This is a genomic window from Savagea faecisuis (genome assembly GCF_042675605.1).
GTDB classification, from domain to species: domain Bacteria; phylum Bacillota; class Bacilli; order Bacillales_A; family Planococcaceae; genus Savagea; species Savagea faecisuis.
In genome coordinates this window covers 158,731-182,186 of record NZ_JBHTJF010000001.1, presented here as the reverse complement: position 1 = coordinate 182,186, position 23,456 = coordinate 158,731, and the positions used below count along the sequence as shown (strand labels likewise).

The following is a 23,456-nucleotide window of genomic DNA, read 5'->3' as shown; positions in this document are numbered from 1 at the left end:
ATGAAGAACTTCTCTCTTCTCAAGGACTTTTTGTAGATTCTTTATAGATGTTGTGCTATTATTAGAACTGTAGAATTCACTTGATTTTTCATATAAGAATCGCAAGTGGTGAGCTAATTGCCGACTCTCCAAGCCAAAAACTGTCGTTCGTGTTCATACTCTGACATGAATGACAGTTTTTGTTTTGCCTAAATGTTCAATGAGCGAAATGTCTCATTGAACTTTTTTATTATAACGTACAAAAACTCGTCATGAATGGAACAATCAGTGAGGAATAAAGTTCCCCCCACTGATCGATTAACATGCTTATTCGCTAATTAATTTTACATCTTGCGCTTGAACCCATCCGAATTCAACATATTTTCCGTTTTCTTCTATTAATTCATCTGAAAATACTTTATACCACGTGCGATTTTGTGCATCTTTCTGTTCTTCTACAATCGCTAACGGGTATCCTGAATATCCAGAATGGCCTAAATATTTCGCTTGATATTTAAACAACGTTCCGCTCGATGTAGACGGTCCACGGTAGATTGTTGCGCCACTTTTGTCCGTCGTAATCGCTAAACGATGTTGTTTGTAATCTTTTTGACCGAGGAACTGGTCTGCCGTCCACATTTTTGAAGCAATTTTCGCTCCCCAATGTGGGTCTGATGCGTACATGACGTTTGCGCCGATCGTTTTGTTTCCTGGTACTGCTCCGTTTGAGTAGAGAAGATTCGCACTCGGAATCGCATAACGATCGTTCATGTATCGTGCGATAAATGCGTCAATACTGCGCTCTGGACTTGCATACATCGCTCCTGCTCCAGGGTTGCTGTCGAATACTTGAATGCCGAAAATGTTATTTTTATTTAACGCATTCCAGCTCGTCCCGAAATCACTTTCGTGAATCGCTGCTCCTAAAATGAACAGTGCGTTAACGCGATGTTTTTCTTCCACTTCTTTTAAGTAAGAACCGAGTCCGATCAATTTCGATTTTTTCGACGCATCAGCGTAACGTGCGATGCCCGTTCTTTCTAAACGTTGAACTTCACTCATAATGAACGTGTCTAACTCTTCTGCCGTGTAGTTCGTTTTCGTACGGATTGATTGGAATTGGAAGTATGGATAGTGAACGAATGTTTGTTTCGTTCCGATCTTTTCGAAATGAACGCCGTCTAATGAATAAAACGTGTCGCCACTTTTCATCGATGGTGAAGCTGGTCCGACGACATATCCGTAAGTGTTCGCTGTCGTGTTCAAGTGACTTTTCGGATAGTGGACGAGCATGCCGTTCGTTGCGACCTTGTAGTAGTCGCGATACTGTACACTTTCATACGGTAATACGTTGACATGATCGGCATTGACATACCCTAATGTGTCGCCAATTTTAACGTAAATTGCTTTTTCACCATTGCTGATGATTTTCATTTCTTTTCCTGGTTCTTGATACGTGTATTGCCCTGTTAAGTTATTGTTTTTGTAAACTGTTACTACTTTTCCAGCTGTCGGTCCGTAAGCGATACCGTTTTTCGCTGCGACGACTTTATTTTTGTTATAGACGCCTACCGCATTGCGATCTTTCGTCATTTCGCTCAATGCAGTCGCATAGTTTTTGAACGATTCGTCTCCTTGTACGAGCTTACCGTTTTTCACATACGCTAATGTGTATGCTTCTTTCGGGGCTACGACAGGCGGTTTCGGTTCTGGTTTTGGTGTGACCGGTGGTGTTGGATTTGGAAGAACAGGCGGCTTCACCGCTGGCTTCTCAAGCAATACTTTATTGAGTCGAAGCAATGTCGCTGCCGCTTCATCACGCTTCGCTGTATTTTTCGGGCTGTAACGCATTTCTGTCCCTGCGTCATTGATCCACGTCCCGCTTGAAATTCCGTACGCATACACTTGATAGACGTTGCGAATTGTCGTTGAACCACCGAACTTGTCGCTATCTAAAATGGTAATTCTTTTCGATGCTGTTAAATTTTCTTCTGTTAAAATATTCGCAATGATCGTCGCGATTTGTTCACGTGTAATTGGATCATTCGGTAAAAATTCATTCGTGCGTGTTCCTTGTATGTAACCCGCATCGACAACAGCCATCACTTCACGAGATAAACGATGACCGTTCGTATAATCGACAAAAGATACTTGTGAGGTAGAAGGTTCTAACTTTAACATACGCGCAATAAATGCAGCGAATTGTTCGCGTGTCACCTCATTTTTCGGGTTGATCTTCCCTTGCGTATCCCCTTGGATAATCCCTAATGCAATTGCTTCTCGAACTTCTTTTTCAAGGCTCAATCCTTGTAGTTCATCTGCAGATGTTGTTACTGCCATGGAAGGCATAAGTAACAGTGCTACGACGAATGTGAGTAACCACTTCTTCATTGTGTCGTCCATCCTCCTTCTATTAGAGATATTACACTCTTTCTAGTGTACTCGTCTACTAATATATTATTACATTCTCATTACATATGGACTTCCCCGTCCAAAAAGAAAAGGCCTATGCTCTGCCTCTTCCGCCCCTTTCTTCTAGAAGCGAGATTCAATCAGCGCATAGTGCCTTTTTTTCATTGTTTAAAAAAATATTATTTTTTAATGTCGACGATGCGTCCTTCGCGTTCGTTATTCACTTTTTTCAGTGACTTTAATTGTTCTGCGAAGTTTTCCCAGTCTGATAAACCGAGGTCTGTTACGCGTCCTTCATCGTATGCTTTTTTGAACATCTCGTAGCCGTCTCCACCTTTAGCAGTGAACGCATTCGTTGCGAATTTGTATGTTTTCGCATCTTCAATCGGCTGTAATTCATTATTTTTATCATAGTATTCTACAGAAACGACACGTTGGCCAACTGGCTTTGATGAATCGAACTGTACTTTACCGCCTGAAATGTGTAAGAAACCACCGCTTTCTTGTGGGTATTCTTTCAAGCTATGTTCGAACGCATCTTTCAATTCCGCTCCTGTTAAATGCATCGTTGCGAGTGTATTCGTAAATGGTAATACGGAAATGACTTGTCCGATCGTAATTTGGCCTTTCGGAATCGATGTGCGGATACCTCCACCGTTTTGAAGTGCCATGATCGTTTCTTCACCGTCACGGTCCAATGTACGTGCTTTCGTCAACATCCCATCTGTAATGATGTTTCCGAGCGCTGTCTCGTTACGACGAACACTGTCGTTCGGATTGTCGCTCGTACGTGGGTTCGTTAAGTCTTCTAACGCTTCCGCTCCGATCGGTGTCGTCTTCAATTCTTCGATTTTTGACGAATATTCCGCGAGCACTTTTGCCGCTTCAGGATCGTCTTTACGTTCTCCGACTTTAATGAGTTCCCCTTTATATGTCGTCACGACACCTTGATCGTCAAAGGATACGTCGAGCACACCGAGGTTTTCACCGTATTGGAACGCTTGGACGATTAACGTATTGCCGATTTTAACAGGCTCGTCTAATTTCGTATGGCTATGTCCGCCGACGATGACGTCAATTTGTGGAACAGCTTTCGCTAATTCTTGGTCATTGTCGATTGCTGGGTTGTCGTCAAATCCGATATGTGTGACGGCAATCACTTTGTCGATGCCCATTTTTTCGAATTCGTTCACCATAACTTTTGCTTCTTTAATATAGTCGCTGAATTCGATTTGTTTCGGGCTTGAAATGTCTGCCGTTTCTTCCGTCGTTAAACCGAAAATTCCGACTTTTTCGCCGTCAATTTCTTTCACAATCCCTTTGTAAATGTGACCGTCTTGAATGTCGTCTGTTGCGATTTTCGTACTGAATAACCCTTCGAATAACGGGTCTTTCGAAACGTCAACGTTGCTTGAAACGATCGGGAATTGTGCTGCTTTGACAAAGTCCGCTAACGCTTTATGACCTTCTCGTGTTGAGCCGAGGTCGAACTCATGGTTTCCGAATGTCATTGCGTCGACTTTCATCATGTTCATAAACTGTAAGTCTGCTTGTCCTTTAAACTCGTTGAAGTAGAGTGAACCTGAGAAGACGTCACCCGCGTCTAACAATAAAGTGTTGTCGCGCGTTGAACGAATTTCGTTCACTGCTGTGACACGTTTCGCTGCATTGTCTAAATGCGCGTGCGTATCGTTAAAGTGCATAATTGTTAAATCAAATGTCGGCTCTCCACCTGCTTGATTGTCCGCTGGACGGTATTTGTCCGCACGGTGTAAAAACAATGCTAATTCTCCACGTGTAATCGCTGCGTCTGGTGCGAATTGTGTCGCTGTCTTACCGCTCGCAATGCCCGCCTTCACTAATGCATTCACATAAGGTGCAAGTCGTGGTGAGACGTCTGTGAACGCCGTCTTACCTTCTTCTAATGGAAGATCGTATGCTTTCACGAGCATCATCGCAAATTCTGAACGTTTTAACTCATCGTTCGGTGCGAATGTCGTTTTCGTTTTTCCTTGAATGATGTCTTTCGCTGCTAGTGCTGTTACAGCTGCTGTTGAGCGTCCTGATAAATCTTTGAACGGCGCTTCGCCTATTTCTCCATCTGTCGCAATACGTGCCGCTTTCGCAATCATTGCCGCCGCGTCTCCACGTTTTATGTTCAATTGCTCTCCGAATGAACCGTCTTGCAATCCTTGCGCAATTCCCTCATCTTTTACGTATTGAATGGCTGCATCGTACTTTGCTTCTGCTGCGACAGGTGTCATCGCTACAGCAAGAGCTGTCGTCACTGCCAAACCTGAATACATCGCTTTCTTATTCACACAAATCTTCCTTTCTATTTTCAGTTATATCCTTATTATATCATGAAAATGATGCTAATTTTCTGTTATTAAGGTTTTTACAAATCTTTGCCTCATCTTATTATTCTTTCATGTTTTCTTTTGTTATTTTCGGGTAAAAAAAGAACCAAAGCCCTGTATGGCCTTGGTTCGGTCTTTTTAGTTTAAACGGTTAATGAATGTGTCGAAATGTTTCTTCTCTACTTTGTTCGCGATTCCGAAACTTCCGTCTGCATAACCACTTGTTACTTTATTCGTTGCTAATGTGTTAATGTGACGCTCTGCCCAGTATCCTGGTTTAACGTCTGTAAATTGAACGTCTGATGATCCTGTTAAATCAAATGCGTCTACTAATACTTTTGCTAATTGTGCACGCGTAAGTGACTCATTCGGGTTGAAGTTACCGTTGTTGTCTCCCCCGAAAATCCCTGCTGCCGCTGCTGCTCCAATTTCTGCTGCAAGTGGGTGATTCGCATCAACGTCGTTGAAGTTCAAATCTGATGATGCTGGTAAATTTAATTTTTCTGCAAGAACTTTTGCCACTTCACCACGTGTTATGTATGGTGATTCTTTCTGTACTGGTGCTGCTACTGCTGGCGCTGCGTCAAAGTTTTTCACACGACGTGCTCCGATGTAACGTTTACCCCAGTAGTATGGGTCGTTCAATGCTGTAATGGTAACACCTTGGCTCGTTGAAGCGTGAATGAACTTTCCGCCTTGGATGAAGATTCCTACGTGTGATACGCCGCGACCTGATGTGTTGAAGAATACGAGGTCACCTGTTTTTAAGTTCGACTTCGCTACTGCTTGTCCTGTTCCGAACTGGCTTCCCGTCGTACGTGGAATGGAAACGCCTGCTTCACGGAAAACGTACTGTGTATATCCTGAGCAATCAAATCCTGCTGGTGTTGTTCCACCGTAACGATATTTGATCCCCATATATTTCTTACCGATATTAATTACTTGATCCGCCGATTTAGCAGATGCTGCTTCTGGCACTGACATGAAAATTAACAAACTCGCAAGTATTGTGTATACGATACGTTTCACGTTGACAATTTCCCCTTCCAATTCTTTAAATGTTATGTTGAACGTTTTGCGATAAAACGCTTTGAACTTTTTGACTAAATATAGCTTACCATACGGTTCCCTCTTTTTCGTTTACACTTATATTACAGTTATATTACAAAGAAAAGCGGTTCCAAACGTTGATATTACAACGTTTGTATTTTTATTCCACCGATAATTTCATCGTCATTTTCCCTTCGTGTAACAATAAGAGTCGGTTTGTTACAAAGAGAAAAGCGATTGTTACAACTTGAAACAAAAAAGAGTGCTCCCTTTTCTCGACGTTATGAGAAATCGGGAACACTCTTTTTTTAATTGTCGTAAATGACCGTATGGTAACGAAGGACTGTCGCTTTTCCTGCTTTATCTTGTATTCCTTTCACTTCCACTTCGAACACTTCTTCATTGCGGACCGGGTAGATCGTTTTCACAGTCGGTTGGAAAATGATCGTCGGACCGCTCCGCCCGTAGTTCGAAGCTTCTACATTAAAGAAGCCGTCTGAACGATTTGCGGAAAATGTCCATTGTTTGCCGTCGCGTACACGTTTTAATTGTACGACGACTTGCGAACGTTGTGGTGTGCGATAAAACTCGGGAGATAAACCGACAGACCATGGCAATGCTTCATGCACTTGGTTCGGCACGAATAAGTCCATCGGAAACGCTCCTTCCGCTGGCCACGTAACATGTTTGACGTCGCGATTGACTGGCGGTACGACGTAGTGATCGAACAATTTAATCGCGTTGTACGTACGTTCTTCATCAAAAATTGTATCCGTCTTCGCTTCTCCGAATCCGACCGTCGATAAGCACGGACAGATGAGCCAACGTCGGTGACCGACATCTTTACGGTTGATCGGGTCTGAATCCATCATATATCCGTAATAAATGCTCGATGCGATGTCGTGATAGCCGTAAGCGATATTCGATGTCGAAGCACCGTTGTACGCTTTTTCATAAAAGCTACTGCTTAAATGAGGAGGCTTCACCGGTTCGTGAGATAATCCTGTATTGTTTAATGCTAGAACGAACGCCGCTGCTTGAGCTTCTTCCATATAAGGCGTCGTCACTTTTAACGTATTCGTCAATCCCGCTACTGCTCGAACGTAATAAATCGCCTGTAAAGAATGTTGCGTATACGCTTCAGATAACTGTCCAGGGCGATACGGAAGCGTCAATTTCGGTTGCACCGCTAATTTTTGTTTCGGTACAGGTTTGACGTATCGTTTATATGCCGCTTGTTGTTCTTGTTTTCGTTGGAGTGAATATAAGTTAGGAAGTGCAGGGTTTTCTTCCCCTTGCCACGTATGTGCATTGCGCTCTTCCCAACGGACAGCACGATATAAAATGTCCGCTACTTCTCCGCGTGTAATGCGATGAGACGCTTGATATTGAGAATTTTTCGGCTTTTGAATCATCCCTTTCGTCGCCAATGTTTGGATGAATGGATAGCTCCAATGACTCGGTGTTAAATCACTGAAATATCGGTCGCCGTACACAGGATCTAATTGAAAAGCGGTCGCGACTACTTTCGCAAATTGATCGCGTTGTATCGAATCTTTCAGGCGAAATGTATTGTCTCGGTATCCTTGCATCGCACCGATCGCGTTCAACTTCACAACGTACGGATAATACCACGTATTCAATGATAAATCTTTATAATACAAAGCAGATGATTGCTGTACTTGAAGCGGATAACGGTGATGCTCTAATGTCGAGGCAATCATTTTCGCCGCTTCCCCTCTCGTCACATATGCGTTCGGACGAAATGTACCGTCAGGATGACCGGAAATAATGGAACGCTCCGTTAAGTAGTCGATTCCTTCATAGTAAGGAGACTGTTTCGGTACGTCTTTAAAATTCGCTGCTTCTACGTGCCATGGCATGAACATCCACATAACGATCAATGTTGCACTGATCCACCATTTTTTATTCAAGCAACTACCCCCTTTTTTACAATCTATTTTTCTTATTGTATCATATTACGTAGCAGTCTATCGGCCGATTATCGCCCGTCATTTTTGCGGTGATGACCGCACGTTAAGACTTTTGCCATAGACGTTAGAAAGCGGTGGTTTGCATGAAAAAACGAATATCCAAACTTATACTCTTCGCGCTTATTTTTGTATTGAGCGCTTGTCAACTTGAAGTGGAAAATGAGCACCAACCTTTTATGCTATCGCTCAGTGAAGACGTTTCTATTGAGCTCCCTTCTTTATCCCAACCTTCGCATACAGAAACGATCGATAAAATTCATGCGGTCGATGACATTTACGTATTCGATGTAGAAGGTGGCACGTTCACGATTACGAAACGCGTGATCGATGAAGATACGATGCTTTTCTTTGAAGCGGTGCAAACAGGAGAACGTCCTTTACATATTCCGTATACGATGAAGACGGCGACGGAGACGTATTCGTTTCACCCGTTCGCACAGCCTATCGTCGAAGAACATCACGACGTATTCGGTATCGACTATACGACGAACTTAAAAGGTTATGTACAGTCGGATGCTGGGGAGTGGATCATCTCTCAAAACTACCGCTCCGTCCCACGCGTCATGGAATATGAAGATGGCACGACGAGTACGGTCCGTCATTTAGTAGAAGAAGATGACGGCTTAACGATCGCGCTCGACGATGACGAGTTACAATTTCAACAGACGATCGAAACGAGTCACGTCGACGAGCGGAACGAACAATGGTTCATGTTTAGCTCAGAGCCACTGTTTACGAGCGAGTTATGGGAAGAGTATCGCGATGAGACGAATGAACAGTTTTTACGTTCAGCAAAATGGCTCACACCGACAGGCATTTATACGAAATTGCCTTGGTCGATTGAACCAGCGACCCAACTCGGTTACGGACGCAATCCACAATTGATGCAAGGGCAACTATTTCTCGATTATTACGAAAGGGAAAAAGAACGTTTCTTCTACAATATGATCGTTCATAGCGTCAACGTGTTAATGGATTATAAAGGCGACGCCACTACGTTTTATACAGAGTATACGAGCACGTGGTTGAAAAAAGAGTACGGCATTACCGCTCCGTATACAGATACGCGACATAACGAACTCATTTCACTCTTTTTGACGAATGTGCGCCCTTACGTTCAAGATGAGGCGTTGGAGTCGATTCATTTATTGTATGCGGACTTTTTAGTCGAACAGGCAGAGCAAAACAATACGTTACCGACCGAGAACGGGTTTTACATTTTAGATTACTTCTCCCCTACACAGACGAAGCCGACTCACGTCTCGCTCAATCATGCGCTCGGTGAGTTGCATTACGTTTTACAAGCGTACGAGGCGAGCGGAGACCAACGTTACTTACAGCTCGGCACGATGATGAAAAATGCGGTGGAAGATAGCGGTACGCATTGGATTGATGAGGAGACAGGTGATCTCTTTTACCGTATCGCAGCGGACTATTCTTACGGTGGAACAGATTACGAACAGTTGACATTGCGCGATTTGTTGACGGCAGTGGAAGACTTCCGACGTCTCGACATTCCGTATGATGACGTGTTTTACACATTAATTAAACAGAAGCGAGAATTTCTCCAGCAACAACAAATTCCTTTAAAAGAAGATATTAAAGAAAAAATAAAAGCGCTCGAACTGCAATAATAAACGACGGAAACAGCGATGTTCTCACTGTTTCCGTCGTTTTATTTGAACTTATTATTCAACTTTTGTTCGAAATGTTTCAACGTATGTTCAGGTGCGATCCCTTGTCGATTTAATAAAAATGGGTCGTCTCCTAACAACACTGTCCCTGGTTGTGTCGTGAAAGCGAACTCGATTTCCGCTTCTTTCAACGCTTCGCGTGCAGCAGGCGTATTTTGACCGAACGGATAAGCGAGTGCGATAATGTGCGACGTATCTCCTGCGTATCCTTTCGCAATTTGCGCTTTACTCGCCATCACATCTTCGTACACTTCTTCTTTCGTACTGTGCAACAACAAACCTTCTCGCGTTCCTTTTTTAAAGACGTGCATGTAATGCGTATGGCTTTGGAAGTTGTAAATGTCTTCTGTCATCGCCATCTCTTTTAAGCCGACGTTTTGTAGTCCCTCCGGATCCCAAGGAGCGGATTGTTGGCGTAATTTCCCTGAAATTAAAAACGACACTGCTGGATAATTGTATTGTTTTAAAATCGGATATGCATATTTCACTGTCGATAAAATACCATCATCAAATGTAATTAAGACGACACGTTTATGTAAGTTCACTTCTCCATTTTTCCAAGATTTGAACGTGTTTAACGTAATCGGCGTCCAGTTGTGACGATTTAAATAGTCCATCTGTTCTTCAAATTGACGTACGTCGATCACCATGCGATTGTTTTTTTGCGAAGATTGTGCCGCATTTTCTAACATATGGTGGTACATGAGAACAGGAATTCCTGAATCTTTCACCGTATCTTTTTTATCTACGTACGCTCGGAGCCCTCCGATTTGAATGCGGTATTGCGCTCCTTCCTCACCTAAAACGACGAGACGCATATCAGGTTGAATCGTTCCGATCGCTTTCCCTTTCGCTTCAAGGCGCATCGGCGTTAATTTTTTCGTCAATACGGTATTTTTCCCTTTCGTCACGTTCGGAACGTACCCTTCTTGAATGCGAACAGACTCTTTCAACAACGTCACTGTCCCATTTCCGAAAGCGACTTCATACCCTTGTGCTGTCTCTTGTAAAACAGGCAAAGTGACCCCTTCATTTATTTCCAATACGGTGAGGCGCTTCCCTTCGATCCATTGAAATCCATTCGCTTTTTCAATCGTTTCAAGTGTAAATCCGTTCGGCTCTGGTTGTGGTTCGGGAGCTGGTTCTGGATTCGGGGTAGGTTCTGATGGTTCAATGATTCCTCCATCTAAAACGAATAACATTTTAGCGAAGTCCCCGCGCTTCATCGATTGAGCTGTTCCGTATTTCGTAGCGCTCACACCGTTCGTCACTTCACGTTCGACGAGCGCTCGTACCGCTTCTACGTAACGCTCATTCACATCTGTAAAAGGAAGTTCTAATGCTGTCGTTGCTTGCAAATCGAACGCCGCTTCTTTCGTAACGAGTAGAGCGAGCTCGCCACGCGTCATTTCATCTGAAAAGCCGTACTTCGTTTCCGTCTTTCCTTGAATGATGCCTAAATGATGTAATGTACGAATCGCAATTTGTGCATCTTGTCGATGAGCAGGAATGTCCGTAAAAGCAACTTCAGGTGCTTCTTCATCCCAAACATTCAATGTGCGAGCTAAATAAACTGCCGCATCTCCTCGTGTAATCGTTTTGGAGACTCCGAACTCTGTCGAGGACATCCCTTGAATTCCTTTGTCTAACATATATTGTACGGCTTCTTCATAACTCGCTGGGACATCGGTAAATGTCCCATTCGCTTGAGCTCGTCCCATCGGCAGTGCGATGAGGACGAATAACAATAGCCAAATGATACTTCGTTTCCAAACTTTCACGTTGTTCTCTCCATTTCTTCTCTTTTTTGTTTTTTCGATTTCCATAAATCTTGTGCCGCTCCTGATCCGAGTATGACACCGATAATGATGAGGACGAATGCGAACAGGTGGCGCACAGTTAACGTTTCTCCTAAGAAGACGACGCTACCGAGTAAGGAGAAAAGTGTATTTAAGTTAATGAAAATAGCTGCTTTCGTCGGGCCGATTTCTCCTACCGCTGCATTGTATAACATATGACCGACTGCCGTTCCGACAATTCCACTCACCGCAAAGCCGAGCCAAAATTTCGGAGGTGTCTCCAACATGACGCGCCATTCGCCAGGCTCTTGAATGAAGCCGAGCACGATGAGGATGATACTTCCAATGAGCAACATGTATCCTGTCAAGAGACGTGGATCTAATGTGCGCGCTGCTTTTGCAATAATTAAAAATGACAACACTTGCGTTAAAATCGCAATGAAAATAAAACTATCCGCCATCGATAAGCCGGTAAATTCTCCCCCATTCAGCAAAGTGACGGAGCTGACTCCGACAAATCCGAAAGCGACCCCGACCCATTGGAGACGGGATGGATAATTGCGTAATATGAGTGCCGTGAGCACTGCGGTGAGAACAGGTCCTGTTCCGAGAATGAGGCCTGCGCTCGTGCCGGACGTTTGCGTAAGTCCGACGTTTAAAAAGTAATGGTGTATCGTGACGTTTAACAATGCCCCTCCTGCAATGTAAAGCCATTCTTTTCCGCGCGGTAGGCGTACGAGACCCATGACGGACAAGATGACGAATACGCTAATTGCTGCTAGTAAAATTCGGAAGCCCGTCAGCGTAATCGGACCGACGTACGTCAATAAATATTTGAGCAATGGTAAGTTCATTCCCCATATAAACATGACGAGTACTGTAATTGCATACACTTTTGCCATTCGACTCATGCGTCTTCTTCCCCTCTTTGTTTGAATATTGCTATCGTATCATTTCCGACAAAAAAACGACAAGTGTCTGAAGTAGCGTTCTACTCCTCACTTGTCGTTCTCTCTATTCAATCAAGTATTTCACGTAGTTTTTCCATCCGAACGTTTTCCACGCTTCACGTTCTGGCCACGTCATACGAAGAGGCATGCCGACACGCGTTAAGTCGAGCGCGTCTTTCAAGACGACTTCGCCTTCCGCCAAACTCATCGTAATCGCATCATCTTCTAAAATGAAGTCGATGGCGATCATTTCTTTCGTCGGAATTCCTTCTTCGTTCAAGACGTAGACGACTCCTTCATTCGTCGCTTCACGTTCGATATAATCGAGCGGTACGACGACGCTATCTGTCGCTTCTTGACCGATCAGTGCGATGTCATAACGTTTGCCATATGGCGTTTCTTCCACTGTGCCGAGCGGGTCGACGCGCACTTCGTACAAGTTTTGAATCTGTTCGTCATCGAATGCTTTTTCGAACAGTTCGAGTGTAGAAGAAGCTTTCGCTGGAATTGTATCGAGACGGTCCAACGTTCCTTCTCCACGCTCTTCAAATTCGTCATACGTAATGAGGACGTCATTGCCGAGCATTAAATCTTCCCACTCTTCTTCCGTCACGTACGTCACTAAATCTGCCGCTTCACTATAAATGTCGATTGTCGGACGATTGCTGTGACGGTCGACATGTGCGACGACTCCCGAAATCGGGCTGACGATTGCTGGACGGACGTAGCTTTGATCAATTTGGTAGTCGAGCATATTTAACTGACGATCGATGCTCGCAAGTTCGCGTTCCGCTTCTGCAATCGCTTGTGCGTAAGAACCGCGTTGATCCATCTTCACGTTAAATTCTAAGTTCAATTCTTCTGCAAGTTGAGATAATGAAGAGTTTACCGACTCTTCACTTTCCGCATTGGAGCGTTCTTCTTGTAACATCGCGACCGTATCTTCAATGCGTTCGCGCTGTGTTTCGAGCGCGCTCTGTTCCGCGATCCACGCGTCAACTTGTCCGTCGATGCGTTCCGTTTCGAGCAGGACGAGTTCATCTCCAGCATAAACGGTATCTCCTTCTTGAATGAGCCACTGTTCGATCGCTTCTTCATCATTGACATAAAGCGTCACAATTTCACGAGGTGCGAGATAACTTGGCTTCTCAATTTCTTGACGAATATCCTCTTCTTCAGCGACGAACGATTGCTTTACAATTTTCGTCTTCGCTACGTTGCTATCTTCAGAAAAAACGAGATAGCTGTTCACAGCGATAAATAAAGATAAAACGAGCGCCACTAAAAGAACTAACCACTTTTTCATCGGACGCCACCTCCCATGAGTGAACGATACAAGTCATCGAAAGGAGTTAAACTAAGCCCCGCGATAATTAATGTCATAAATAAGTGCAAACCGATGACGATGACGAGCGCACGTTTCCCATTCGGTTCAATCGCTTTAATAAAACGATATTGCAACATCACAATGATAATTGTGAAAATTGACCATTGATTGAGAAAATAAACGAGAAATTCATTGTCGATCCATCGGTGCGCTAACGGACCGAATGAAAAAATAGACAATGAAGCGACTTCATCACGCATCGCAAAAAATAAAGTTAACAATGCTTTATCAGCGATATACAAACTTGCTACAATGAGTTGTAAAGGTAAAAAAGCACGGTACGGAATTTCGGTAAATGCCGCAAAAATAAACGATATTCCAAAAATAATGAACGCAACATATAGTCCGCTATACATTAAACTTCCTATTAATGACGTGAGACGTGCTACTTGATACATCGCCTCCCCTTCTTGCGCTAAAATGTGCATCACCGTATGTGAGCCGAAGCCGTATACGTTACGGAATCCAAATAGCAAAAAAGAAATAGCAAAGACGAGAAACAATGCACGTTTTGTCGGACGCAACTCACCTTGCATCGTATGCGCTGCGAGCTGTTCTGGACGCGTCATATAATGAAAGTGACGATAATCATAAACCATAAACGGAATCTCCCTCTTCCTTCATAATCTCTTTTATCATACCCTTTTTTGCTTCATTAAAAAACCATTACACTAAAAATCTTTCAAAATTGAAGTTACTATACGAGCCATTTGCAAATAAATAGAGTGAATGCTCCTTCAAAAAAGAACATTCACTCTATCTTTCATTATTTTCTATTTATACTCTTTGCGTGTAGCAAGTTGGAATATCATATCGCACACTTCTAATTTCTCCTCAAATTGCAAAGTGAAAAAACGAATTAAATATTGAAATTGATTCGCTTCATGCATATTGTCTTCAGTTTGAGATGCATGCCAAAATTTAATTTTTCGATCGAGACAATCGATTTGAATTAAATGTTTGTATGTACGATACAACGATGGATAAATTATATTGAATTGTCCAACTGACAAATCATATTTTTCGAGATTCTTCATTCGCACCCCTTTGAAAAATTCACGGACTTGTACAATATCATCTGGCAGACTAGGCATAGACAATACAATTTTCTCCAACTGTCCCTTCACCCCATTTGTATTTTTCTGATAATTTACTATATTTTTCTATCGTTTTGTTATGGAACTAACAATATGTTAACAATTTGTTAGTTCCATCAAAAAATGTTTCATTCTTTTTTACAGTAAAGAGAGAAAGGGTGAGCTATTATGCGTTCTTTTGGAGCACAATTTAAAGAATATCGTGAAAGTTATTTAAACATTACACAAACAGAAGCTGCGGCCGCTTTAAATATGAAAAAAGAATCCCTCTCTCAATACGAACGAGATCATCGGAACTTCCCGCCAGAAGACTACAAATTGGCACGGGAAATCTTTCAAATACCAGACGATTATTTTATCGCGATGGTGACCGGTGTTCCTTTAAAATCCGTTCGAGCGAAAGAACAGTCTTTACCTGAGGTGACGAAAGATCTACGCGTTTCCTATCAAGATCACTTTCTCGAGCAGTTCGAAGACGTCATCCTTCAAAATGATGAAATGCGAGAATTGATCGCATTAGTCGCTTTGCTCGATAAAAAATATCAACGACAACTATTGAATACATTTAAAGGTTTTACAAGTTTATATCAAAATGAAATTACAAAAAATGAACGATTAAAAAAAGAACTCGATGAGTGTAAACGTCAGTCGAAAGCTTAAAGAAAAGGTGGAATCGATTTCCACTTCTCTCTTTAAGCTTTTTTTCATTCGTAACGTTCGGTTTTCACAACGACAAAAAACATGTATAATTGGTAAAATATACGTTTATCGATTGAAATAGATGTCGAAGTAAACCGATTTGCGAAAGGAGTCTTTTTATTATGTTTTCTAAAGAAACGATCCCTCTATTTTTTGCTACGCGTGCGGAATCTGCTATGGAAAGTGCTTTGCATCATTTAAGCCCGCTCTTCTCTTTCGATCTCGTACAAGAAACGTTGCGCAATGTGCGCTTTGGGAATGCGGAATATATGTATTGCGATGAACGATTTTTAACAGTGACGTGGCGCATTGAAAATGAAATGATCTCATTACACTTACATGATGAAGCGTTACTTGAATATGAGACAGAAGGGGTCGATGAGTTTTTATTGTTGCCGATTTTTTTAACGTATCAATTGTTTTTCTCGTTACAGGAGCGTCTTTCTAAATGGCGTTCGACTGGCTCCGCGAAAGCACTTGAACGTTCTCCTCATTCATGGTTGGAGCACTTTACACAATTGACCGAGCAACTTAATAAAAATGACTATCGTTCGATTCGCGAATTAGAACGCCAACAATCATTCATTCGAGAGCAATTCATCCCTTTCCAACCGTATGAATGGGAATGGCGACCGATCTTCAATTTGTATCAATCGTTATTAATGGCAGAAACGTTACTTCCTCAAATTTCACGCATTTTAACGAATCAACCTGAACTCCTCCAATACGAAAGTTGGATTGCGGAGCGCTTAGTGGAAGATTTGTTAGATAATATCGAGCGTGCAGTCGGTCAAATGGTCGTCTCGCATACGTTGTTCGGAATCGAGCCTTTTTTATTGAAGTTACCTGAACTCATTGCACGTGCGACGATGCAAACGACGGATTTGTTCAAACCGCGCTTCAGCTTGTATCAATTGCTATGGAAGTCTTCTTTAATGTCGTCCACGCAATACGAAGCGGAAAAAGAACGACTCGCGAATTGTACACATCCAGATACTCCATTTTTCCGCGCGCTTTTCTTCATTGAAGAAGGGGAAGATGTTCCAGCTACTTTCGCGATTCACGATTGGACGGAAAAACAGTTGCTCACCGCTTTACACTTTGCGGAATATGCGGATGCGGAAGATCGAGAAGATATCGTTTTAATGATTGCAGACGTTATCGAAAAAGAATTAGAAACGTTGTTGCACCGAGATTTAAACCCTTTACTGTTAACACAAAGGCTCTATATGATCGACCATCTCTTTTACTTCACGTCGAAACATCAAGCCGTTCGTGAAAAAATGTTCCGAAAGTATCCGTTAGAAAGTCGCGAACTGTACAGTAACTTATTAATTGAAGAAGAGCGTTTCGATGAATGGTTAGCGTTTAATCAAGCGTTCGAAACGTCTCCTCACATTATTGAAAATCAATTAGATTTCGTCATTCAAAAAAGTCCGAAGCATGCCGTGCTTGCGATGCATCCGTTCGTCTTACGCGAAATCGAACAGAAAACACGCCCGCATTATAAGCGTGCCGTCCGCTTTTTGAAAAAGATGCGCACGTGCGCAAACCGCGGTGGTATGCATAGTTGGTGGAATACGTATGTCGACCAATTGCGCGACTCGTTCCGACGCTTGCGTGCATTGCAGGAAGAAATTGAGAAAGGGAAGATTTATTTATGAAACGAATGATTGCATTACGGATCGAGCAAAAAGCGAATCATTGGGTGCTCACGTCAACGGGAGATCAACCGCTCCGTCCATTCGAACTGGCACAACGGATCGCTTTTCACGACTTTCCTTCTTCTCTCGGCTTACAGTTAGAAATGTCCGGAGATTCTCTTTTATTATCGACGGAGCAGTTATTGCGTTTACTCGATGAATCACGGTTACACTTCATCGCATTCGAGGGAGCGGATGCACAATCGGAGCAATATGTCGTGGCGATTCGACAGGCGACGAAATGGCTTCGCACGAACGATTGGCAAGCGTTAACGCTCGATGATGAGGAACGTTTTTCATTCGAACATGATGATCCACTCGTCGCCGAATTGTTGACGACGTTCATCAATGAACGATTTCGCTCCGTACCTGCGGAACAATTGCCGCGCGTCATGCAGTTTATGAACGAACATGCAGTACTCGAACAGCCGAACGCACTGCCTATCCGTCTCGCCTTGCGCTTAACAGAACCGGAAGAAGAAGAGACGCATTGGCTTGCGGAAGTCGTCATCATTACTGAAAAAAATACACATTGGACACCCGCCCGTTCGAAAGTGAATGCACCTATCGAGAAAGCGCTGCTGAAAAAATGGAAGCCGTATGCAGAAGAACTTGCGACGTTGCAAAATCAGTTGCTGTCACTCTGTCCGACTTTTTCTGTCGATGAAGCGGAACACTTTTTCTACGCTTCTTTAAACGAGCGTCAAGTGCAACAATTGTTAAAAGAAGATTTAACTTTATTGCGTGCATTCGACTTTGAAATCATTTTGCCTTCTTGGCTGAAACAATTGACGGAGACGAAAGTGACGGCACGTGCAGAAGCGATGACGTCATACAAGAAGACCGCTTCGTTCGATGACATCGTCGAGTTCGATTGGCAATTTGCGATCGGTGACCAACAGATCGACCGGGCAACGTTCGAACAATTGCTTGAAGAACAACGCCAATTTATTCGCATCGCTGATGAATGGTTCCATATCGACGACGTCGCACTTCAAAAATTAAAACAATTGATTGAAGAAGCGGAGTCGAAAGAATGGACGGTTCGCGAGTTGCTTCTCGAAAAGCAAGCGGATGACGAAAATGATTCAAAAGCGTTATTCCAAGATGACGGAGATTCTCCTGTCCTCGCGTTCACATTAAATCAGCAATTGCGCAAATTTGCGCAAACGTTTCGTGAGAAAAAAGAAATTCCGGTCGTACCGCTCCCTAACACATTGCAAGCGACGCTCAGACCGTATCAACGAGAAGGATTCGACTGGCTCGTCTTCATGCGTCAATACGAATTTGGTGCTTGTTTAGCAGACGACATGGGACTCGGAAAGACGATTCAATTAATCGCCTACTTACTTCACGTAAAAGAACAAAACATAGCGCAATCGCCTGCTTTAATCATCTGTCCGACGAGCGTGCTCGGCAACTGGCAAAAAGAGCTCGAACGATTCGCGCCATCCTTGAACGTTCACGTCCATTACGGCCAATCGCGCGTCGGAGAAGAGTTTAGCGAGTGGATGAGCGAGACCGATGCCGATGTCATTTTGACGACGTACGGTACGGCGACACAAGATAGCGAAGCGCTCCAACGTGTCGTCTTCTCAACGATCGCACTCGATGAAGCACAAAACATTAAAAATATGCAGACGAAACAGTCGCGCGCCATCCGTTCTTTACAAGGGCATCATTACATCGCCTTAACGGGAACGCCGATTGAAAACCGTTTGAGCGAGTTATGGGCGATTTTTGACTTCATGTTCCAAGGGTATTTCGGTAGCTTTACGACATTTACGAAAGAGTACATTATCCCGATTGAACGAGACGATGACGAAGCGACGAAACGTGAATTAAAGTTAAAAATCGAGCCATTTTTATTGCGACGTACAAAAAACGACCCGCATTTAAAGCTCGACTTACCTGAAAAAGTCGAACAAAACGAATACGTGCCGTTAACGGAAGAACAAGCCGCGCTCTACGAAGGATACATTCAATCATCGAAAGAGAAAATGCGCGACGCCTCACCTTTCGAGCGAAAAGGAATTGTGTTGGCGATGTTAAATCGTTTAAAACAGTTATGTAACCATCCAGCGCTTTATTTAAAAGAACCGATCGTCGATGCACCTCGTTTAATGGAGCGCTCTTATAAGTTAGACGAAATCGTAAAGCGAAGTGCTCAAATTGCCTCTGACGGCGAGCAATGTTTAATTTTCACGCAATATTTAGGAATGGGTGAACTCATTCAATATTGTCTCGATGAACAGTACAACTTAGACGTGCCGTTTTTAACGGGAAGTATGCGCAAAGACGAACGAGACCGTCTCGTCGATGCGTTCCAAAACGGCGAGTTCCCGATCTTTATTTTATCTTTACGTGCGGGAGGAACGGGTTTAAACTTAACAGCCGCAAACTACGTATTACACGCAGACCGTTGGTGGAACCCGGCCGTCGAAAATCAAGCGACGGACCGCGCGTACCGTATCGGACAGACGAAATTCGTCCACGTCTCGAAGTTCGTCACACTCGGTACGATTGAAGAAAAAATTGACAAAATGTTAGAAGAAAAAATGGCACTTTCCGATGAGCTCGTTCAATCGAGTCGTTGGATTACGGAGTTATCAGATGAAGAATTAGATCAGCTGTTTTCTCTTTAAACGAGCAAAAGACGACTAGCCCCTCAACTAGTCGTCTTTTTTGACGTTCACGCCTTCTTCCTTTTTGTTTCCTCTCATTTTAAAATAGCAATTGTGTGTTCGGTTCTACATATTGTGGTGATGTATCCAATTCCTCATACTGTTCAGTTTTTTGTGTAGACGTTGATTTTTTCGCTAAGAAATGGATGCGTTCGACGACAACTTCTGTCACGTAGCGTCTCTCACCATCTTCTCTTTCATACGAGCGTGTTTGGATTCGGCCAACGATGGCGACGAGTTGCCCTTGTTCACAGTAAGTTGTCACAAGTTCCGCCTGTCTTCCCCAGGCGACACAATAGATGAAGTCCGCCTCCTGCCCTGAAGCTGTTTTAAAAGCTTTCGGAACAGCTAAAGTAAACGTTGCGCGCTGCTTACCACTTTCCGTCACTTTCTCTTCAGGATCTCTTACAAAACGTCCTACTAAATTAACTTGATTCACTTTGTCCCTCCTTTCACTTACACTATAAAATGATTTGCATTTCGTCGCAAAAAGCGTTTTCCCTTTTTATGAAGATTTCTCCCATCAATTTTTAGTTTTCAATATGATTTTTTAAAAAATAGGCTACATTTTTCGATTTTGGACGCATTCCATCGATTAAATTTAGATTTTCGGAAAAAACTACAATAAAAAACACCTTTTCCATTTCGGAAAAGGCGCTTCGCTTTATTCTGTATCTTCCGGATATCGTTTGCCGTTAGCGGCTTTCGTTAAACGGTTCATCACTGCTGAGCCGACACCCGATACGTTCGTTTCTACCGCGAGAATGACATCCGCATCGGTTAAATCACATTGACGGAGTGCTCGGTATAAGTTCGCAGCCATCGCTGTATGATCATCGATTTGACCGATGGAGAAATACCAGTCCGCCGTTTCTTCAAACAGTTCGTCCGGTCCGATAATGGCAATTTTTTGATCATTCGCGTGAATTTGTCTCACCGCTTCTCGCAATTCGATTTCATTAGGGTCGACGACAAACAGTGGTGCTTCTGGCGCGTAATGCATATATTTCATACCAGGTGCACGCGGAGCTGCTTGCGCTTTGACTGTAATGTCTTCTTCTACCGGACCGATCACTTTTTGAATGCTTTCTTTTGGCACTCCACCCGGTCGTAAAATCGTCGGCGGTGTCGTCGTCATATCTAAAATCGTCGACTCGACCCCGACTGCTGTCGACCCGCCGTCTAAAATGACAGGGACGCGACCGTTCAAGTCTTGCGCGACGTGCGCGGCTTCAGTCGGACTCGGCTTTCCGCTACGATTCGCACTCGGCGCAGCGATCGGTGCATCGACGCGACGAAGTAATTCCAATGCGACGGGATGGTTCGGCATACGCAAGCCGACCGTCTCTAACCCAGCTGTTACATTGCGCGCAATTTTGCCTGGTTGCTGGTGAAAAATTAATGTGAGCGGCCCTGGCCAAAAAGCATCCATTAAAGCATGCGCATCCGCTGAAACATTTTTCGCCAGTTGTTCGACTTGTGAAGTGCTTCCGATATGGACGATGAGCGGATTATCCGAAGGACGTCCTTTCGCTTGGAAAATCGCTTGAACCGATTGTTCTTCTGTTGCGAGTGCTCCTAATCCATAAACTGTTTCCGTAGGGAAGGCGACGATGCCTCCTTCACGTAAAACGGCCACTGCTCGTTCGTACCCTTCGTTCGTCGTTTCATCTTCTCGTATCGTATAAACCACTGTTTCCACATTTCTTCCCCTTTCTATTTCGAATCTTTAATTTGAAAGTGCATACACGATGCGATCTTTTCCGTGCATGTCACGTTCTGTGCCGACTATCGCTTCTGGAAATCGTTCGCGTAACAGTTGTTCGACGCGTTCTTTTTGAGCGAATCCTATTTCAAAAGCGACACAGCGCGGCGTTCCTTCAATCGCGTTGATCCACTGTTCGTACAAAGCGTACCCTTCGTCTTCCGCAAACAATGCAAGATGCGGCTCATAACGTAAAGTGCTTTCGGACATGAGCGATTTTTCATTTTCACTAATGTATGGCGGATTCGATACGATAATATCGAATGGTTGCTCCACTGCTTCGAGGCCGTCGCTTTGAACGAATGTAATGTCCGCTCCGAGCTCTTCCGCATTGCGTTTTGCAACATGTAGCGCATCTTCTGAAATATCGACTGCTGTCACGTCGAAATGACGATTTTCTAACTTTAAAGTGAGCGCGATCACACCGCTCCCCGTTCCGATATCGAGCACACGCAACGATTCATCGCCGAACTTTTGTAAAATAAAGTAGACGAGTTCTTCCGTTTCAGGTCGCGGAATGAGCACATATTCGTTCACGTGAAATGTGTATCCGTAAAAGTACGCCCGTTCAAAAGCATATTGTAACGGATATCCTGCTTCTACTCGTTTAACGACATGACGTAACGTCTCTTCCTCAGTCGGTGTCACTTCTGCCGTTCCGTCGTGGACGAGTTCGGCATACGAACATTGAAATAATTCTTCTACTATGTAACGTGCAACGGAAGCGTCGAATTGTCGTTCGAGCTCCTGTCGCACTTGTTGTCGCGTTTTACGCATGTGAATTTAAACTTTCTAAATTCGCTGTCTGTTCTTCAATCATGAGCGCATCTAACAATTCATCGAGCTTCCCTTCGATAATTTGGTCGAGCTTTTGAATCGTTAAGTTAATACGGTGGTCCGTCACACGGTTTTGCGGATAGTTGTATGTGCGGATTCGTTCCGAGCGATCTCCTGTACCGACTGCGCTTTTACGTTGTTCTGCGTATTCCGCTTGCGCTTCTTGTTGCGCCGCATCGTAAACACGTGCTTTCAATACTTTCATCGCTTTTTCACGGTTTTTAATTTGTGATTTCTCATCTTGCATCGACACGACGATTCCTGTCGGTAAATGTGTAATACGAACCGCTGAGTCTGTTGTGTTAACGTGCTGTCCACCCGCTCCACTTGAACGGTACGTATCAATTTTTAAATCTTCGTTGCGAATTTCGATGTCGACGTCTTCCGCTTCTGGTAAACAAGCGACCGTCGCTGTTGACGTATGAACACGTCCGCCTGATTCTGTCTCTGGGATACGTTGTACACGGTGCGCGCCGTTTTCGTATTTGAAACGAGAATATGCACCTTGTCCTGTGATCATGAAAATAATTTCTTTATAGCCGCCGAGTTCTGTCGGTGATGCTTCAATTGTTTCGACACGCCAGTTGTGCGCTTCTGCATAACGGCTATACATGCGGTGTAAGTCCGCTGCGAAAAGTGCCGCTTCGTCTCCACCTGCTGCGCCGCGAATTTCCATAATGACGTTTTTATCATCATTCGGATCTTTCGGAATGAGTAATACTGTGAGACGCTCTTCCATCTCTTTAATCGCTGGCTCTAATTCGTCGAGTTCCATTTTGACGAGTTCGCGCATTTCATCATCGAGTGATTCTTCTAACATCGGCTTCGTCGTTTCGTACTGTTCTTTCGCTTTCTTATATTCGCGATAAACGTTTACTGTCTCTTGTAAATCTGAATGTTCTTTCGAATATTCACGTAATTTATCGATGTCACTGACGACATCTGGGTCACTCAATAATTCGTTTAAGTCATTGTATCGATCTTCTACTGCTTGTAATTTATCAAACATCATTTACACCTCTACTATTTTTTCCATCTTCTATTAT

Annotated in this window: 17 protein-coding genes; 4 read left to right on the top strand and 13 right to left on the bottom strand. The window is 43.6% G+C overall.

Annotated features, from left to right (window positions below):
• Nucleotides 1-306 precede the first annotated feature (306 nt).
• The 4 genes from ACFQ0V_RS00900 to ACFQ0V_RS00885 form a co-directional block, all read right to left on the bottom strand.
• Nucleotides 307-2,370, bottom strand: coding sequence for an S-layer homology domain-containing protein (locus ACFQ0V_RS00900; protein WP_381008782.1), 2,064 nt, complete (start codon nucleotides 2,368-2,370; stop codon nucleotides 307-309).
• Nucleotides 2,371-2,570: 200 nt separating this feature from the next.
• Entirely contained in the window at nucleotides 2,571-4,712 is a 2,142-nt protein-coding gene (locus tag ACFQ0V_RS00895; protein WP_381008780.1) for a 5'-nucleotidase C-terminal domain-containing protein, read from the bottom strand.
• A gap of 177 nt (nucleotides 4,713-4,889) precedes the next feature.
• Nucleotides 4,890-5,780 (bottom strand): C40 family peptidase, encoded by an 891-nt coding sequence (locus tag ACFQ0V_RS00890; RefSeq protein WP_381008778.1) that lies wholly within the window; start codon nucleotides 5,778-5,780, stop codon nucleotides 4,890-4,892.
• A 329-nt stretch (nucleotides 5,781-6,109) separates the two neighbouring features.
• A complete protein-coding gene (locus ACFQ0V_RS00885; protein WP_381008776.1) occupies nucleotides 6,110-7,735 on the bottom strand; it encodes an S-layer homology domain-containing protein in 1,626 nt (541 codons plus the stop codon).
• Nucleotides 7,736-7,878: 143 nt separating this feature from the next.
• Between ACFQ0V_RS00885 and ACFQ0V_RS00880 the strand changes: the two genes are divergently transcribed.
• A complete protein-coding gene (locus ACFQ0V_RS00880) occupies nucleotides 7,879-9,429 on the top strand; it encodes a hypothetical protein (protein ID WP_381008774.1) in 1,551 nt (516 codons plus the stop codon).
• Nucleotides 9,430-9,470: 41 nt separating this feature from the next.
• On the opposite strand, the gene ACFQ0V_RS00875 is transcribed toward ACFQ0V_RS00880, so the two are convergent.
• The 5 genes from ACFQ0V_RS00875 to ACFQ0V_RS00855 form a co-directional block, all read right to left on the bottom strand.
• Nucleotides 9,471-11,270 carry an S-layer homology domain-containing protein gene (locus tag ACFQ0V_RS00875; protein ID WP_381008772.1) on the bottom strand — a complete coding sequence of 600 codons (1,800 nt, stop codon included), beginning with the start codon at nucleotides 11,268-11,270 and terminating at the stop codon, nucleotides 9,471-9,473.
• The gene (locus ACFQ0V_RS00870; RefSeq protein ID WP_381008770.1) at nucleotides 11,267-12,199 is read right to left on the bottom strand and encodes a DMT family transporter; all 933 of its coding nucleotides are present in this window, start codon (nucleotides 12,197-12,199) and stop codon (nucleotides 11,267-11,269) included. Before ACFQ0V_RS00870 ends, ACFQ0V_RS00875 begins: the two co-directional genes overlap by 4 nt.
• Nucleotides 12,200-12,302: 103 nt before the next feature.
• On the bottom strand, nucleotides 12,303-13,544 hold the full coding sequence (locus tag ACFQ0V_RS00865; protein ID WP_381008769.1) for a hypothetical protein: 1,242 nt from the start codon (nucleotides 13,542-13,544) through the stop codon (nucleotides 12,303-12,305).
• Complete coding sequence (locus ACFQ0V_RS00860) at nucleotides 13,541-14,224, bottom strand: hypothetical protein (protein ID WP_381008767.1); 684 nt, start codon at nucleotides 14,222-14,224, stop codon at nucleotides 13,541-13,543. The genes ACFQ0V_RS00865 and ACFQ0V_RS00860 overlap by 4 nt, the downstream gene beginning before the upstream one ends.
• Nucleotides 14,225-14,398: 174 nt before the next feature.
• Complete coding sequence (locus ACFQ0V_RS00855; protein WP_381008765.1) at nucleotides 14,399-14,662, bottom strand: hypothetical protein; 264 nt, start codon at nucleotides 14,660-14,662, stop codon at nucleotides 14,399-14,401.
• Nucleotides 14,663-14,890: 228 nt separating this feature from the next.
• Here ACFQ0V_RS00855 and ACFQ0V_RS00850 point away from each other — a divergent pair, with 228 nt between their 5' ends.
• The 3 genes from ACFQ0V_RS00850 (at nucleotide 14,891) to ACFQ0V_RS00840 (ending at nucleotide 19,769) form a co-directional block, all read left to right on the top strand.
• Entirely contained in the window at nucleotides 14,891-15,382 is a 492-nt protein-coding gene (locus ACFQ0V_RS00850) for a helix-turn-helix domain-containing protein (protein WP_381008763.1), read from the top strand.
• A 161-nt stretch (nucleotides 15,383-15,543) separates the two neighbouring features.
• Nucleotides 15,544-17,085 carry a hypothetical protein gene (locus ACFQ0V_RS00845; protein WP_381008761.1) on the top strand — a complete coding sequence of 514 codons (1,542 nt, stop codon included), beginning with the start codon at nucleotides 15,544-15,546 and terminating at the stop codon, nucleotides 17,083-17,085.
• Nucleotides 17,082-19,769 carry a DEAD/DEAH box helicase gene (locus ACFQ0V_RS00840; RefSeq protein WP_381008759.1) on the top strand — a complete coding sequence of 896 codons (2,688 nt, stop codon included), beginning with the start codon at nucleotides 17,082-17,084 and terminating at the stop codon, nucleotides 19,767-19,769. The genes ACFQ0V_RS00845 and ACFQ0V_RS00840 overlap by 4 nt, the downstream gene beginning before the upstream one ends.
• A gap of 79 nt (nucleotides 19,770-19,848) precedes the next feature.
• Here the strand turns inward: ACFQ0V_RS00840 and ACFQ0V_RS00835 are convergent, their stop codons facing one another.
• The 4 genes from ACFQ0V_RS00835 to prfA all read right to left on the bottom strand — a co-directional run bounded on the left by ACFQ0V_RS00835 (nucleotide 19,849) and on the right by prfA (nucleotide 23,419).
• Nucleotides 19,849-20,247: a single-stranded DNA-binding protein gene (locus ACFQ0V_RS00835; RefSeq protein ID WP_381008758.1), complete on the bottom strand. Its 399-nt coding sequence runs from the start codon at nucleotides 20,245-20,247 to the stop codon at nucleotides 19,849-19,851.
• A gap of 225 nt (nucleotides 20,248-20,472) precedes the next feature.
• Complete coding sequence (locus tag ACFQ0V_RS00830) at nucleotides 20,473-21,510, bottom strand: L-threonylcarbamoyladenylate synthase (protein ID WP_381008757.1); 1,038 nt, start codon at nucleotides 21,508-21,510, stop codon at nucleotides 20,473-20,475.
• 27 nt (nucleotides 21,511-21,537) lie between these two features.
• Nucleotides 21,538-22,350, bottom strand: coding sequence for a peptide chain release factor N(5)-glutamine methyltransferase (gene prmC, locus ACFQ0V_RS00825; RefSeq protein WP_381008756.1), 813 nt, complete (start codon nucleotides 22,348-22,350; stop codon nucleotides 21,538-21,540).
• Complete coding sequence (prfA, locus tag ACFQ0V_RS00820; RefSeq protein WP_381008754.1) at nucleotides 22,343-23,419, bottom strand: peptide chain release factor 1; 1,077 nt, start codon at nucleotides 23,417-23,419, stop codon at nucleotides 22,343-22,345. Before prfA ends, prmC begins: the two co-directional genes overlap by 8 nt.
• Nucleotides 23,420-23,456: the final 37 nt, after the last annotated feature.

Bases quoted from the DNA above. Each gene is read 5' to 3' on its own strand.
- ACFQ0V_RS00845 (WP_381008761.1), top strand. From the start codon at position 15,544: ATGTTTTCTAAAGAAACGATCCCTCTATTTTTTGCTACGCGTGCGGAA.
- ACFQ0V_RS00840 (WP_381008759.1), top strand. From the start codon at position 17,082: ATGAAACGAATGATTGCATTACGGATCGAGCAAAAAGCGAATCATTGG.
- ACFQ0V_RS00900 (WP_381008782.1), bottom strand. From the start codon at position 2,370: ATGAAGAAGTGGTTACTCACATTCGTCGTAGCACTGTTACTTATGCCT.
- ACFQ0V_RS00865 (WP_381008769.1), bottom strand. From the start codon at position 13,544: ATGAAAAAGTGGTTAGTTCTTTTAGTGGCGCTCGTTTTATCTTTATTT.
- ACFQ0V_RS00860 (WP_381008767.1), bottom strand. From the start codon at position 14,224: ATGGTTTATGATTATCGTCACTTTCATTATATGACGCGTCCAGAACAG.
- prmC (WP_381008756.1), bottom strand. From the start codon at position 22,350: ATGCGTAAAACGCGACAACAAGTGCGACAGGAGCTCGAACGACAATTC.
- ACFQ0V_RS00880 (WP_381008774.1), top strand. From the start codon at position 7,879: ATGAAAAAACGAATATCCAAACTTATACTCTTCGCGCTTATTTTTGTA.
- ACFQ0V_RS00870 (WP_381008770.1), bottom strand. From the start codon at position 12,199: ATGAGTCGAATGGCAAAAGTGTATGCAATTACAGTACTCGTCATGTTT.
- prfA (WP_381008754.1), bottom strand. From the start codon at position 23,419: ATGTTTGATAAATTACAAGCAGTAGAAGATCGATACAATGACTTAAAC.
- ACFQ0V_RS00850 (WP_381008763.1), top strand. From the start codon at position 14,891: ATGCGTTCTTTTGGAGCACAATTTAAAGAATATCGTGAAAGTTATTTA.
- ACFQ0V_RS00855 (WP_381008765.1), bottom strand. From the start codon at position 14,662: ATGAAGAATCTCGAAAAATATGATTTGTCAGTTGGACAATTCAATATA.